The sequence below is a fragment of the Cryobacterium sp. SO1 genome (genome assembly GCF_004210215.2).
GTDB lineage: Bacteria > Actinomycetota > Actinomycetes > Actinomycetales > Microbacteriaceae > Cryobacterium.
In genome coordinates this window covers 2,129,038-2,142,605 of sequence record NZ_CP067394.1, presented here as the reverse complement: position 1 = coordinate 2,142,605, position 13,568 = coordinate 2,129,038, and the positions used below count along the sequence as shown (strand labels likewise).

Sequence of the window (13,568 nt, the reverse complement as noted above, 5' to 3'; positions counted from 1 at the left end):
TTCAGCGCCGGACGAATCGAGGCCGGAGATATCGACACCGACCGTTTCCCGGCCACCGGGCTCCCCGATGTCGACGGCCACTCCCAGGGTATGCAATCCGGGGCCTGTTCGCCGCATAGACGTTGCCGCCGGGCCAATCGGCTCGACAGTGCCGAGCGTGATTCCTGAGCCGGCACGTGCCGAAGCTCCCGGCTCGCCATGGTCGTGTCCCGGTCCGCGGCGTTCAGGACTCGCGTTTCCACCAGCCTCAGGCCCACCGGTGTCGTGTGCCTGCCTGTGCCGGGTGGGGGAGGCCTCCGACGGGTGGCCGTGCCGCGGCGGGACCGGCAGCTCGCCGGCGGGTGGCAGACCGGCCAACATGCACAAGAGTTCTGCCCAGCCTTCGACGTGCGCGGCGAGGTCGTTGTCCAGCGGGCTCCACGACGCGCGCAATTCGATCTGGGCGCCATCGCCCTGATGGGAGAGCTCGCCGAAACCCGAGGAGAGGATCTTGGTGGCGGTCCCGGAGGCGGCTGTGTAGTTCGCACCGCGGGCATCCAGGGCATCGACCAGCCAGGCCCACGCCACGTCGGCGAGGAACGGATCGATGCCGATATCGGTTTCGAGCGGAGCCTGGGCGAAGCAGACGACACGGAACGGACCGCCCCAGCTGTCGGGTTCCTCGGGGTCATAGAGCAGAATGAAGCGCCCGGTTCCGAAGTCGGAATCGCTGCCGTGCCGCACGGGCGTGACGTCCGCAGACAGCGCCACGGCGTACGGCGCGAGGTTCCCGGGGGCCGAAATCTCGGTGACCACCAGCTCGGGACGCGGACTGGACGAACGGATCGCGTCGAGCGCCGCGGCAAACTGCGCAGGGCGCTGGGGCTGATCCTCTGAATCGGGCACGTCTGCAGACTAGAGTTTTTTCCGTGCGCTGGTGCGAGGCACGCCGAGCAGCGCGGAGGTAGGCATGACGGGGATCGATGCACGAGCGGCTACAGGCCACGGCCTGGCGTCGGCCGGACTGGTCATCGCCGGTGGCGTGGTCACGGTCGCGGCGATCGCGACGATCGCGGTGGGGGTGCTGGCCGGCGTGATGGCGCGCCGCATCGTGACCCCGCCCACCAAACGCACCGACGACACTCGGGTGTACCGCGTCGACCTCGCTGCCGGGACGATCACCCTCGAAGCCACCATGGACGCGGTTCTTCCCGGTGACTACAGTTTCTGGTTCGCAGCGGACTCCGGGCACGCCCGACTGGGCGCCATCGTGGACCGCACAGCGAAGACCGTGACCCGTCGGATCATCACGGTGGACTTCGGCGATCTCGGCGCTGCCGGCAGGGGCCGTCTGGGCGGATACTCCTTCGTGGGCCCGTGGGACCTCGGACTCGAGTTCACCAATGTGACGGTGCCGACCGAGCTCGGCGCCGCTCCCGCCTGGCTGATCCCCGCCGAGGAGCCCTCCGGCCGCTGGGTGATCCTGGTGCACGGCCGCGGGGTCCGGCGGCACGAGACCCTGCGGGCGGTGCCGGTCTTCAACGCCGCCGGATACTCGTGCCTGCTCGTGTCGTACCGCAACGATGGTGAAGCGCCGCCGAGCGCCGACGGCCGGTTCGGACTCGGCGACACCGAGTGGAGGGATGTCGAGGCCGCTATCGAGTTCGCGGTGGGCAACGGAGCCACGCAGATCGTCCTGATGGGCTGGTCGATGGGCGGGGCGATCGCCCTGCAGGCCGCGACCCGGGCACGTCACGACGGCCGGCTCACCGGCATCGTGCTCGAATCACCCGTGATCGATTGGGCGGATGTGGTGGCCTACCAGGCGCTCACCCTCCGGCTCCCGCGCGCGGTCGTGCGCGGTGCCCTTGTGGTGATGGGACGGCGCTGGGGACGGGCCGTGACGGGCCTGCACCTGCCCATTGACTTCCCGCGGCTGGACTTCGTGGCCCGGGCGAACGACCTGAGCCTGCCGATTCTCATCCTGCACAGCGACGACGACGGCTACGTCCCATCGACGCCGTCCCGGGCCCTGGCCGAGCGGCGTCCCGACATCGTCACCCTGGTGCCGTTCGAGGTTGCCAGGCACACCAAACTGTGGAACTACGATCCGGCCGCCTGGAATGCGGCCATCCTGGGCTGGCTCGGCAGGCTCGGCACGGCGCACCCCGCCGTGACGGCCGGCGGCGACGTGGACGGCACCTCCGGCACCGTCGGTACCGACGTCTGACGCCGTCAGTCCAGGGCGGCCACCCGTTCACGCAGTTGCCGCTTGGTGCGGCCCAGCATGGCCGTCATACCGCGCAGCCGTAGCGGGGAGACGGCCTGGGTGAGCCCGATCGACTGCGGATAGTCATCCGGAACGGCCAGGACCGCCTCGACGCTCAGCCCATCGAGCCCCTGGGCGAGGATCGACGCGAAGCCGCGGGTGGTCGGGGACTCGGCCGGGGCCGTCGCGTAGAGGTGCACGGCGCGGCCGGAATCGACCTCGACAAAGATGAACACGGGTGACTGGCATTCGACGACCCGTTCGAAGAGGTCAGGGTGGTCTCGGTACCGTTCCGGAAGCTCCGGGAGCTCGTTGGAGAACTCGAGCAGCAGCATCAGGCGATCCGGCTGTTCGAGCGCGAGGAAGTCCTCGCGGATCTCGGCGAGCTGGCTGGGCAGATCGACGATGCTCATCGGGCTGCCGGGGCGATTCCGGGCGAGCTGCCCTGCACGATCGGAACCCGCACGGCGCTGCCCCACTCGGTCCACGATCCGTCGTAGTTGCGCACGTTCTCGAGTCCGAGTAGGTGGGTCAGCACGAACCAGGTGTGGCTCGACCGCTCGCCGATCCGGCAATAGGCGATCACGGGCTCGGTGCCGCTGAGCCCGGCCTCGTCCCGGTAGATGGCGTCAAGCTCTGCGCGAGGACGGAAGGTGGCATCCTCCGCTGCGGCCCGAGCCCACGGCACCGACACCGCCGACGGGATGTGACCGGCCCGCAGGGATCCCTCTTCGGGATACGCGGGCGCCGTGGTGCGTTCGCCGCTGTACTCCTCCGGTGAGCGCACGTCGACGAGGGGATGGCCGAAGTGGGCGAGAACGTCGTCCTTGAAAGCGCGAACCGGCGCGTCCTCGCGTTCGATGACCGGGTACTCGACTCGCGCGGCGGTCTCGCGGTCCGTGGTCAGTTCGCGGCCCTCGTCGATCCACTTCTGGCGGCCTCCGTCGAGCAGACGCACGTCCTCGTGGCCGAAGAGGGTGAACACCCAGAGGGCGTAAGCGGCCCACCAGTTGCTCTTGTCGCCGTAGATGACGACGGTGCTGTCACGGCTGACGCCCTTGCGGCCGAGCAGGTCGGCGAAGCCGGCCCCGTCGATGTAGTCCCGCTCGACGGGGTCGTTGAGGTCGGTATGCCAATCGATCTTGACGGCGCCGGGGATGTGGCCGGTCTCGTAGAGGATGACGTCCTCGTCGGATTCGACGACGACCAGGCCGGGGCTGCCGAGGTGGGCCTGGAGCCAGTCGGTGGAGACCAGACGTTCGGGGTGCGCATAGTCCGCAAACGCCGCGGACGGATCTGTTTCGACTGTCATGGTTTCCTCCCGGAGGGCTCGTGAGTCCGAACGACGGCGCGGCCCTGGTGTGCGTACGTTGAGGGGTGTGCGTGCATTTAGGCTGGTGGTCAACCTGAGCACAGGTCTTAAAGGTACAAGGCGGAACCCCGCACCGAAATTCCGTCTGGGTGCCGGGCAGAAACAGAAACCGGATGTCAGTCATGGTCAGTGCGACCCGAACGCCGCCTCTTCGACTCGTCGACAGGTCGCCCTCCATCACCGGCGCTGAAATCGTGTCGGAACTCGTGCCGCCGCCGCAATTCGAGCATGCCTCGTTCGAGTCCTACCGGCCCGACCTCGACTACCCCTCCCAGCTGAACGCCGTCGAACGGTTGAACGCCTTCGCGGCCTGGCGGGCCCGGCCGGGCGGATTCTTTTCCCGCACCCGCAAGGCCAAGGCCGAACTGCCCGGCATCTACCTGGACGGCGGCTTCGGGGTGGGCAAGACCCACCTGCTCGCGGCGCTCTGGCACGGCGCACCCGGACCCAAGTACTTCGGCACTTTCATCGAGTACACCGCACTGGTCGGGGCCCTCGGCTACGCCGAGACCGTGACCCAGCTGACCGGCGCGAAGCTCATCTGCATCGACGAGTTCGAGCTCGACGATCCGGGTGACACCATGCTGATGACCCGGCTGCTTGGCGAGCTGATCGCCACCGGTACCCGGGTTGCGGCCACGTCGAACACGCCACCGAACTCGCTCGGCGAGGGCCGCTTCGCTGCGGCTGACTTCTTGCGGGAGATCCAGGCCATGTCCGCGAACTTCGAAACCGTGCGAATCGACGGCCTCGACTACCGGCGCCGGGATGCGTCGGGACACGCCGACGTCGTGTCGCCCGAGGACTTCGACCATCTGAGCGAGGCCCTGCTCGAGCGCGGATCCCGGGTGACCATCGATGACTTCGGTGCGCTGATGAAGCACCTCAGCACCGTGCATCCGTCGAAGTACATCAAGATGATCAGAGGCCTTGACGTGATCGCACTGCGAAACGTCTTCCTGCTCACCGATCAGACCGATGCCCTGCGGCTTGTCGCCTTCATCGACCGGGTCTACGACGCCGAGATCCCGATCATCGCCAGCGGTGTTCCGCTGCACGACGTGTTCGATGCCGAGATGATGGAGGGCGGCTACCGTAAGAAGTACCAACGCTCCCAATCCCGGATGGTGGCGCTCACCACCGGGGAGCTGCCGCCGCACGCTGAATAGCCTGCAGGCCCGAAACACGCTGTCAACCTGGCCAGCGGTCGGTTGTGGGCATCCATCTTGTCGGTGGCGTCATCGGCACCGTGTACCTGGGCTTCTTCGAGATCGAGGTAGTGTTCGGGTGTGTCTCGCACCCGACGCCTTATCGCCGTCCTTCGTTCTGCGGTCATGGGAACCGCGGCGGGAGGTGCCGGGACTGCCACGACACCTGCTCCTCAGCCCGTTCCCGGCCAATCCGGACCGGATGCCACGATCGAGCTCGATCCGACGAGACTCGGTCGACCGGGGTGGGGTTACGCGCCCGAAAGCGATGGAGCGCTGGACCCCGGTGAAATCGTCTGGACCTGGGTGCCGTATGAGGAGCGGGACGGCCGAGGTAAGGACCGGCCGGTGGCGATCATGGCGACCCTGGGCCGGGGAAACCTGCTCGCGATTCAGCTGACCAGCAAGGACCACTCCGGAGACGACCACTATGTTCCGCTCGGCGTCGGACCGTGGGATCACGACCGGCGACCGAGCTGGGCGGGCATCGCCCGGGTGTTCCAGGTACGCCAGGGTGGCGTGCGCCGGGAGGGAACCGTGCTTGACGCCGCACGGTACGCCCTGATCGAGCGGGCGATGCGGGATCGCTTCCAGTGGCGTTGACGCCACCAGTCCAGATCGCCCCGCAGCATCACGCACAGTCGTCCCGCCCCCTTGACCAGGGCGGGCCACCGCGGCAGTATCACCTCACTGGCGGTGACCCGAACGCCGCGAGAAGCCCCGTCAAGGTCCCGGACATCCGGGGCCTTGACGGAGTACCGCGCGATGGATGCAAATCGAGGACGTTTCCCGATGGCCCCCCACTTTCCCCGGTGGCCCCGCTTACTCCGGCAACGCCACTCACTCGGCCGCTTTCAACGCCATCGGCCTTTGTGCTTCCCGCGGGCCTCGTCGAGGAACCGGACTGGTACCTGCACCGCCCGCGGCTGGACGCCCTTCTGGAGCGTTTGCGAGGCCTGAACGCCCGCATCCTCGTTCTCTGGGATGCCGCCGGTTCCGGAAAGACAACGCTGATGGCGAACTGGGCCAGGCAACTGCGGGCGGACGGCCATAAGGTGGACTGGTTCACCGGATCCGACCTGCACGAGGCCAGGGGCGCCGACGAGATCCGGCGCAGGCTCACGGCCCAAGCAGAAGGGCCGGCGCAAGCAGAAATCCCGATGCCGTCGGAACGCACCGCGCCATCAGCCTGGACCGGAACGGAACCCCGTTTCGTCTTCGTCGACGACCTGCACCTCGCCGAACACTCAGCACGCGACGGTCGCACCAACGTCACCGGGATCCTCGAGGCTCTGGTCGACACACCATCGGGTATTCGCCTCGTCGTCTCCGGTCGGCACCGGCCCGCGGCGGGAACAGCCCCGCTGGAGGCTGCCGGTGTTCTCATCCAGTGTCCCGACGACACCTTGGCCTTCACCCTGGCGGAGACCTTCGAGCTCGCCGCGCTGCACCGCATCGACCTGCCCGCCGACGTTGGCGCTGTCCTCCGGCGCCACACCGGCGGCTGGGCGACCGGGCTTGCTCTGGCGCTCACCTGGCGGCAGGCGGAGGGAGCCGCCCTGGACCTCAGGCGCTTCGACGGCGACAATCCGGCGGTGGCCGACTACCTCGCGGCCGAGGTCGTGGCGGGTCTGGATACCGGTGATCGGGTGGTCCTGATGCACTCGGCCCTCAGCGAGGTCGTCGCGCTCGACCTCGCTGTGGCGGTGTCGGACCGGTTCGATGCCGGCGACGTGCTCGAACGATTGGCTCGCCACAACACCCTGATCGCGCGCGACCCAACCGCGACCGGCGGGACTGGGTACCGGTATCACCCGATCCTGCTCGCCTACCTGCAGGCGGAAGGACGACGACTCGACGCCGGCGCTGCCACCGCCCGCCATCGCCTCGCCAGCCGTTGGTACGCGGACAGGGCCTGCGGTGCAGCGGCGATCGAGCAGTCGCTGCTGGCAGACGACGCCGACGTGGTCGGCGAGCTTCTCGAACGGTTCGGCCTCGGTCTTGTCGTGTCCGGAGCAACCGACCTGGTGCGCCGGGCGCTCGACCACATCGACGGACGGGTGGCATCGACGGCGACCCTGTGCCTGCGCCTGTTGCTCGAGCCGCCCTACGCGCCTGCGCGACGCCGGGTGCACCAGCTCCTCGCGGCCGCCGACGCTGCAGTCCAGGCCCCACCCGATCAGACTCAAGACACCGCGAGCTCGGACCGGTGGGCGTTCATCGTCGAGATCCTGCACTCGTTTCACGCCACCGAGAGGTCCGAGATCGAGAGCCACCTGGAAACCCTGCAGGCCGGCACAACGGCGCCGGCCCGGCAAGCCCTTGCTGTCGACCTCCTGGCGGCGACGGCGGAAGGACGTTGCCTCGACAAGCTCGGTCAGCCGGGTCCGGCCGAAGACATCCTCAGAGAGGTGGCCGACACAGCCAGGCTCGCCGAGTTCGACTGGTTGTTCCTCCTGGCCAGCGACCTGGCGGCGACCGCGGCGGGGCATGCCGGGAACTGGCTCCACGTGGCCATGCTGGAAGGCCAGATGGCCGCGACGGCACCAGCCGCGACGACGTCGACGATTGCTTCGACTGCGGCTTCTGAGCGTCCAGCCGGGCCGCCCATGGACTACGCCACGGGCCGGGCGCTCCTCTACGCGATGATTCATCGGTACGAGGGCTGCGAGCCTGTCGACCAGGTGACGCTGGAGATGTTGGCGGCAGTCGGTGCCACTGGTGCTGATGCCGGGGTGAGCGTTCCTGCCGAGGTCCTGTTGCTCCTCGGCCAGCTGGACAACGCGGCGCGCGCACGACAGGCCCTCGACAGGCTGATCCTCCTGATGCGGGAGGTCGGCGCTGAGCATCCGCGTGCCCTGAGCCTGTGCTGCATACCCCTGATCGAGGTGAGCGGGGCGCTGGACGGGCGCGCGGAAACGCAGCTGGTGGTGCGACTGATCGAGCGGGCGCTGGGGGAGGACTCCCTGGAGTCGCTCGTCATCAGGTTCCTTCTTGTTCCCCCCACCAGGGCGGGCCACCCCGCAGAAGAACGCCTTCGCGCCGCGGCGCTTGAGGAGCTCTCGGCCTGGCGCGGGTCAACCATCGTCAGCGCTTGGCTGGCCCTTGCCCACGTGGCCGAGGTGTCCGGCCGCCACGTCGAGGCGGACGCACGCCTGCTTCGAGCGTTGCGACTCGCGAGCAGGCTGGGTTGTATACGTCCCTTCCTGGCGCTCGGGGGACAGGGCAGCGGACTCATCCGCGGCCGGATCGGCAGGCTCGGCGATCTCGACGACTTCGCCCGACACATCCTGCAGTGCGCCGACAAGCTGCACGCACCGGCCCGGCCGTCAGTCCAGGAGCACAGCCGCAGCAGTCCTGCGCTCACGCAACGGGAGCGTGAGGTCCTCCGTGAGCTGCCGTTCCACCAGTCCGTGGCGGATATTGCGCGTAAGCGCAACGTCAGTCCGAATACTGTAAAAACCCACTTGCGCAACATCTATCAGAAGCTCGAGGCCACCAACCGCACGGATGCCGTGGCGATCGCCCAGGATCGTGGGCTGCTTTAGCCGCGACCGCACTAGATTCACCCGATCCGGGTGACTCGATGGCGTTGGGTCACGGCGACACTGAGCCCGAACCGGGTGGCAGCGCTGCTGCCGCACGTTGGCTGCCGTGCGTTGGCCGGCGCGTCTTGAGGAAGGGACAACCGATGGTGGAATTCAGGTACGGACCCGTGGAGATACTCCTGATCTCCTTCGATGGAGACAGGCCGGGCGCCGCGCTCACCAGGGCGCTGCGCGAGCTGATCGAGGAGAAGACCATCACCCTGCTCGACCTGCTTTTCGTCGCCCGCGACGCGGACGGGGAACTGCAGATCGTCGAGGTGGAAGACCTACCCCAGAAGGCGGAATTACCCGACCTGGAACTCGGCGAAATCGGCCTCGCCGGCCTGGACGATGTCGAGGAGCTAGCGGCGGAACTGCCGCCGGGTACCTCGGCTGCTGTTCTCGTGGTCGAACTTGCCTGGGCGCGGAACTTCGCCAGTGTTCTGGCCGCTTCCGGTGGTGCTGTACTGCATCAGGAGCGCATTCCCGCCGCCGTCGTGAATGAGGTGCTCGAAGCCGCACGCTGACCCGGTGTCGTCCCCCCACCCCTCCCGTTCGCAGCCGGCATCCACCCACAGCCGGCCTCCACCCACAGCCGGCCTCCACCCACAGCCGGCCTCCACCCACAGTTAGGACCAGATTATGTCACCACGTCGAATGGGACGCCCCGGGCTGATCGGCATGGCCGCACGGACAGCGGTTGTCGCCGGTACGGCCACGGCCGTGAGCGGCAATGTGCAGCGTCGGCAACAGTCCCGTGCCCAGAACGCCCAGGCGGAGGCCGATTCCCAGGCCCAAGCCCAGCAGGCCGAGTACGCCGCTCAACAGGAGCAGGCAGCTCCGTCGGCGCCGGCGGGCGACTCCGCCTTGCTTGACCAGCTGAATCAGCTCTCGCAGCTTCACAACGCCGGAGTGCTCAGTGATACCGAGTTCACGGCCGCGAAGGCAAAACTGCTGGCCTGATCGGACACGTGCTCCTGGCGATTCCCCACGCCGGGTGCCGGACCGCTAGCCTACGTGGAGGGAGCGGGGCCTTCTGGCGTCGCGACGTCACGTTCGCCTGTCGCAGACCGGAAGGAAAACATGTTTGAACTCCTCACTCCGATAATCGGTATCGCCTTTCTCGTCATCGTGGTCGGGCTGATCGTGCTTGTCTATGCCCGCTCGGTGTACAAGAACGCCGGGCCGGACGAAGCCCTCGTCATCACCGGGAAGAAGTCAAAGAAGACCATCGTCGACGGAGCGACCCTCGAGGAGTCGGGTCAGCGGGTCGTGCACGGCCAGGGCGTGTTCATCACCCCGTTCTTCCAGAAGGCGTTCAAGATCAGCCTGCGCAGCCGGGCGATCGAGATCACGGCCGTCGCCCAGGACCGCAACGGCATCACATTGACCGTGGAGGCCGTCGCGATCGTGAAGGTCGGCGACGACCCCGCCGCGATCCGCGCCGCCGCCCAGCGCTTCACCGGCCAGGACAAGAACATCGACAACTTCGCGCAGGAGGTGCTCAGCGGTTCGCTGCGGTCGTCGATCGGCGCCACCGACGTGATGACCATCATCCAGAAGCGCGACGAACTGGGCACATCGGTGCTGGCCACCGCCCGGGAATCCCTGGCGAACCAGGGCGTCGACGTGGACTCGTTCGAGATCAAGGGCATCACCGACGCCAACGACTACATTCGGGACCTCGGTCGTGCCGAGCAGGCCAAGGTGCGCCGCCAGGCCGAGGTGGCCGAGCACCAGGCCAACCGGGAGGCCCAGGAGGCCTCGATCATCGCCGAGCAGGCCGTGGCAGAAGCCCAGAACACCCTGGCGCTGCGCAAGGCGGCCCTGCAGCTCGACACCGACAAGGCCTCCGCAGAGGCTGCCGCGGCCAAGCCGCTGGCCGAGGCCAAGGCCCAGCAGAACATCGTGCAGGAGCAGGAACTCACGGCTAAGCGTCGCGCCAGCCTGCGCAAGGCCGAGCTCGACTCCGAGGTCAACGCGGTCGCCGACGCCGACGCCTACCGTGTGCGGGTCTCCGCCGCCGCCGCCGCCGAGGCGCGCGTCGCGGCTGCCAACGCCGACCGCGACAGCCGGGTCGCCTCCGCGGAGGCCATCCGGGCGGAAGGCCAGGCCAACGCCGACGCCATCCTGGCCCGCGGTTCGGCCGAAGCCGAGGCCACCCGACTCAGCGCTCAGGCCGTTGCCGAGCAGTCCGAAGCACTCATCCAGCTCCGCCTGGTCGAGATGCTGCCGAAGATCGCGCACGAGCTCGCGGCTCCGATGGGCAACATCGACCAGCTGACCGTCATCTCGACCGATGGTGCCAGCCAGCTCAGCAAGAACGTCGCCTCCGGCTTCACCGAGGTCGACGCTGTGCTGAACTCCACCATGGGAGTGGGCATCAGGGACCTGCTCAGCGGGCTCATCGGCGGCACTGCGGCCGGCACGGCTTTGGCGAAGGCCCAGGCGGGCGACGGCGTCGTGCCCGTTCAGTCACCGACGCAGGTGCCGGTCCCTGTGCAGCCCGACGCCATGCAGCCCGACGCCGTCTAGCCCAGACGTGTCAGAGCCCTGGCCGATATCGGCCGTCGCCCCGCCTCTGGCCGGCCGGGCGACGGCCAGCCAGCGATGGTCGAATCTGGTCTTCCTGCACTGGCGCGTGACGCCGGAGCAGGTTGCACCGCTGCTTCCGGACGGCCTGAAGCCTGACGTCTTCGATGGGTCGAGCTGGGTGGGACTGATCCCGTTCGTGCTCGACCGGGCGACGGTGTTCGGCAGTCCACCGGTACCCTTTTTCGGGAACTTCGTCGAGGTGAATGTGCGCCTGTACGCGGTGGATGCCCGCGGTCGCCGTGGTGTGGTGTTCGTCTCACTCGAGGCATCCCGCCTCGCGGCGGTTCTGGCCGCACGGGCGTTGTTCTCGATCCCGTACATGTGGGCACGCACCAGCCTGGACCTGGGCGCCGGGGAGCTCCGCTACAGCTCCACCCGTCACCTCGCCGCCGGCGCCCACAGCAGCATCGTGGTGCGCCCCACGACTCGCGCGGTCGTCGGCGAGCCGCTGGCCGACTTTCTCACCGCGCGTTGGGCGCTGTTCACCCGAGTACGCGGACGCACCGTGCATCTGCGCAACCACCACGAGCCCTGGGGCCTGTTCGCTGCCGACCTGGTGTCACTCGAGGACACCCTGCTGGCGACGGCGGGGTTCCCGGGACTCGCCGGCACCCGGCCGCCGGATTCCGTGCTCTATTCGCCGGGCGTGACGACCTGGTTCGGCACCAGGGGGTAGTGCGACGGACCGCGCCGGATGCGCCGACTTCAGAGCCGACTGGCACGCACGACGGCATCGGCGGCCGGGCTCGGCGAACCGTCGGGCCCACTGATCGTGCGGGTGCGGGCCTCGGCCACGTTGATGTGCCACCGGGCGGGATCGAGCGTCGCCACCACCTCGTCCGCGGAGAAAAACAGATCGGGGTCGGGCATCCGATGCGCCGTGGCGTGCACATCTGAGACATCGTGGCCGACGATCAACAGCGTGCCGCCGGGGGCGACAGCGTCGGCGAGTGCGCGAAAAAGCACCGTGCGAGGCGCTGACGGCAGGTGCATGAACTGCGCCGTGACGAGGTCGTATCGGCTGGCCGGGGGAGCCCAGCGGGTGAGGTCGTGCTGTTGCCAATCGATGCGGCCGGCACTGGCCACAGCGGCGGACGGGTCCCCGCCGGCCCGTCGGCTGCGGGCCGCGGCGCGTTCGAGGGCGACCACCGAGAAATCGACGCCGGTCACCTGCCAGCCGCGGCAAGCGAGCCAGATCGCGTCGGCCCCTTCCCCGCAGCCGATGTCGAGGGCACGCCCCGGGGTCAGGTCGGACGTCTCGGTCACCAGCACCGGGTTGGCTGCACCGCTCCAGACATCGTCAAGGGCGCTGTAGCGGTCGTCCCAGTATTCTCGGTCGAAATCGGTGCGCATCAGTTGTTTCCTTCACGGTTGTTGATGGCCTGCACCGGCGCCCAGATGCCGTGGCGGCGATCGCCGAGATGCGCGTCGCTGTTTTGAGCCTCGGCAGCAGCCGAGAAGGGCCGCCGGTACAACGCGACGGCGCTCTCCAGCTCCTCCTGGATGAGCTCGGCGTTGATCGCCGTGGCCACACCGAGACCGGCGGCAGCCGCCACGACCACCTGGGCCATCAGATTGGTCGAGTTCCCCGCCGCCCAGACGCCGGCCACCACGGATCCGTCACTGAGCACCCGGCCGCTGTCATCGGTCTCCAGGCGGCTGCCGGCGCCCATCGGATGCGGTGTCGAGCCCAACCCGAGCCCGGTCAGGAACCGGGTGCGGGCCGTGAAGACCGGCCCGACCACCAGCGCGTCCAGCGGAATCAGGTGTCCGCCGGCAAGTCGCACCCCGGTCAGTGCGTCGTTGCGGATGTCGAGGGCGGCGACGGGGCCGATCACGACGCTGATGCCACGAGCGGCCAGTTGCTCCCATTCGGCCTCGGTCGGTCCCTGATCCTCCGAGATCGTTCCGTCCGCGGCCAACATGGCCCCGTGCAGCACCAGGGTGATGTTCGGGCTCCACTGACGGAAGAGCAAGGCCTGGTGGACCGATCTCGGTCCCGTGCCGAGGATGCCGATCGCCTGATCCCGCACCTCCCAGCCGTGACAGTACGGGCAATGCAGCACATCGCGTCCCCAACGCTCGCTCAGGCCCGGCACCGCGGGGAGTTCGTCGACGAGTCCGGTTGCCACCAGCAGCCGGCGCCCGGATGCCGTGGTGCCGTTCTCGAGACACACAGTGAAGCCGCGCGGTGAGCGCCGGGTGTCGGCTGCCCGGCCCGACACGATGGTGACGCCGTAGGAGCGAGCCTCCTCCTGGCCGAGGCGCACGAGGTCGCCGGGACTGAGTCCGTCGCGGGTGAGGAAGCTGTGTACCCCGGCGGCGGGTGCGTTGCGTGGTTTGCCGTCATCGATGACGAGGACCGAACGTCGGGCGCGTCCGAGCACGACGGCCGCGCTGAGTCCTGCCGCGCCGCCACCGATGATCACCACGTCGTACACCGGTGGGGTGATTGCTGTTGTGGAGGGTACGGCGGCGGAGGTCTCTGGGCCCGGCAGCGGGGCGTCTCGGTTGGTCATATGCCCATGGTGGAGCGCACAGGATGTCTTGACAAGTTG

12 protein-coding genes and 1 pseudogene are annotated in these 13,568 nt (G+C 68.5%); 8 read left to right on the top strand and 5 right to left on the bottom strand.

Going from position 1 to position 13,568, the window contains the following annotated elements:
* Positions 1-330 precede the first annotated feature (330 nt).
* Positions 331-885 (bottom strand): annotated as a pseudogene (locus BJQ95_RS10085) (DUF3000 domain-containing protein); the annotation flags it as partial.
* 64 nt (positions 886-949) lie between these two features.
* Here BJQ95_RS10085 and BJQ95_RS10080 point away from each other — a divergent pair.
* Positions 950-2,209, top strand: a complete 1,260-nt coding sequence (locus tag BJQ95_RS10080; protein ID WP_130177149.1) for a S9 family peptidase — start codon at positions 950-952, stop codon at positions 2,207-2,209.
* Positions 2,210-2,214: 5 nt separating this feature from the next.
* Here BJQ95_RS10080 and BJQ95_RS10075 read toward each other — a convergent pair whose 3' ends face one another.
* A complete protein-coding gene (locus tag BJQ95_RS10075) occupies positions 2,215-2,661 on the bottom strand; it encodes a SufE family protein (RefSeq protein ID WP_130177148.1) in 447 nt (148 codons plus the stop codon).
* Complete coding sequence (locus BJQ95_RS10070; protein WP_130177147.1) at positions 2,658-3,560, bottom strand: sulfurtransferase; 903 nt, start codon at positions 3,558-3,560, stop codon at positions 2,658-2,660. Before BJQ95_RS10070 ends, BJQ95_RS10075 begins: the two co-directional genes overlap by 4 nt.
* A gap of 182 nt (positions 3,561-3,742) precedes the next feature.
* Between BJQ95_RS10070 and zapE the strand changes: the two genes are divergently transcribed.
* The 7 genes from zapE to BJQ95_RS10035 all read left to right on the top strand — a co-directional run bounded on the left by zapE (position 3,743) and on the right by BJQ95_RS10035 (position 11,686).
* Positions 3,743-4,789: a cell division protein ZapE gene (zapE, locus tag BJQ95_RS10065; RefSeq protein WP_130177146.1), complete on the top strand. Its 1,047-nt coding sequence runs from the start codon at positions 3,743-3,745 to the stop codon at positions 4,787-4,789.
* Between the two features lie 120 nt (positions 4,790-4,909).
* Positions 4,910-5,431: a type II toxin-antitoxin system PemK/MazF family toxin gene (locus BJQ95_RS10060; RefSeq protein ID WP_240694677.1), complete on the top strand. Its 522-nt coding sequence runs from the start codon at positions 4,910-4,912 to the stop codon at positions 5,429-5,431.
* Positions 5,432-5,700: 269 nt separating this feature from the next.
* A complete protein-coding gene (locus tag BJQ95_RS10055) occupies positions 5,701-8,376 on the top strand; it encodes a LuxR C-terminal-related transcriptional regulator (protein ID WP_256041341.1) in 2,676 nt (891 codons plus the stop codon).
* A 143-nt stretch (positions 8,377-8,519) separates the two neighbouring features.
* Positions 8,520-8,942, top strand: a complete 423-nt coding sequence (locus BJQ95_RS10050) for a DUF6325 family protein (RefSeq protein WP_130177144.1) — start codon at positions 8,520-8,522, stop codon at positions 8,940-8,942.
* 115 nt (positions 8,943-9,057) lie between these two features.
* Positions 9,058-9,378 carry an SHOCT domain-containing protein gene (locus tag BJQ95_RS10045; protein ID WP_240694961.1) on the top strand — a complete coding sequence of 107 codons (321 nt, stop codon included), beginning with the start codon at positions 9,058-9,060 and terminating at the stop codon, positions 9,376-9,378.
* A 120-nt stretch (positions 9,379-9,498) separates the two neighbouring features.
* Entirely contained in the window at positions 9,499-10,950 is a 1,452-nt protein-coding gene (locus BJQ95_RS10040) for a flotillin family protein (protein WP_130179326.1), read from the top strand.
* Positions 10,951-10,957: 7 nt separating this feature from the next.
* Positions 10,958-11,686: a YqjF family protein gene (locus BJQ95_RS10035; protein WP_130179325.1), complete on the top strand. Its 729-nt coding sequence runs from the start codon at positions 10,958-10,960 to the stop codon at positions 11,684-11,686.
* A gap of 29 nt (positions 11,687-11,715) precedes the next feature.
* On the opposite strand, the gene BJQ95_RS10030 is transcribed toward BJQ95_RS10035, so the two are convergent.
* Positions 11,716-12,363: a bifunctional 2-polyprenyl-6-hydroxyphenol methylase/3-demethylubiquinol 3-O-methyltransferase UbiG gene (locus BJQ95_RS10030; protein ID WP_130179324.1), complete on the bottom strand. Its 648-nt coding sequence runs from the start codon at positions 12,361-12,363 to the stop codon at positions 11,716-11,718.
* A complete protein-coding gene (locus BJQ95_RS10025; RefSeq protein WP_130179323.1) occupies positions 12,363-13,529 on the bottom strand; it encodes an NAD(P)/FAD-dependent oxidoreductase in 1,167 nt (388 codons plus the stop codon). The genes BJQ95_RS10030 and BJQ95_RS10025 overlap by 1 nt, the downstream gene beginning before the upstream one ends.
* Between the last annotated feature and the right edge of the window lie 39 nt (positions 13,530-13,568).

Bases quoted from the DNA above. Each gene is read 5' to 3' on its own strand.
- BJQ95_RS10080 (WP_130177149.1), top strand. From the start codon at position 950: ATGACGGGGATCGATGCACGAGCGGCTACAGGCCACGGCCTGGCGTCG.
- BJQ95_RS10075 (WP_130177148.1), bottom strand. From the start codon at position 2,661: ATGAGCATCGTCGATCTGCCCAGCCAGCTCGCCGAGATCCGCGAGGAC.
- BJQ95_RS10070 (WP_130177147.1), bottom strand. From the start codon at position 3,560: ATGACAGTCGAAACAGATCCGTCCGCGGCGTTTGCGGACTATGCGCAC.
- zapE (WP_130177146.1), top strand. From the start codon at position 3,743: ATGGTCAGTGCGACCCGAACGCCGCCTCTTCGACTCGTCGACAGGTCG.
- BJQ95_RS10050 (WP_130177144.1), top strand. From the start codon at position 8,520: ATGGTGGAATTCAGGTACGGACCCGTGGAGATACTCCTGATCTCCTTC.
- BJQ95_RS10045 (WP_240694961.1), top strand. From the start codon at position 9,058: ATGTCACCACGTCGAATGGGACGCCCCGGGCTGATCGGCATGGCCGCA.
- BJQ95_RS10040 (WP_130179326.1), top strand. From the start codon at position 9,499: ATGTTTGAACTCCTCACTCCGATAATCGGTATCGCCTTTCTCGTCATC.
- BJQ95_RS10030 (WP_130179324.1), bottom strand. From the start codon at position 12,363: ATGCGCACCGATTTCGACCGAGAATACTGGGACGACCGCTACAGCGCC.
- BJQ95_RS10025 (WP_130179323.1), bottom strand. From the start codon at position 13,529: ATGACCAACCGAGACGCCCCGCTGCCGGGCCCAGAGACCTCCGCCGCC.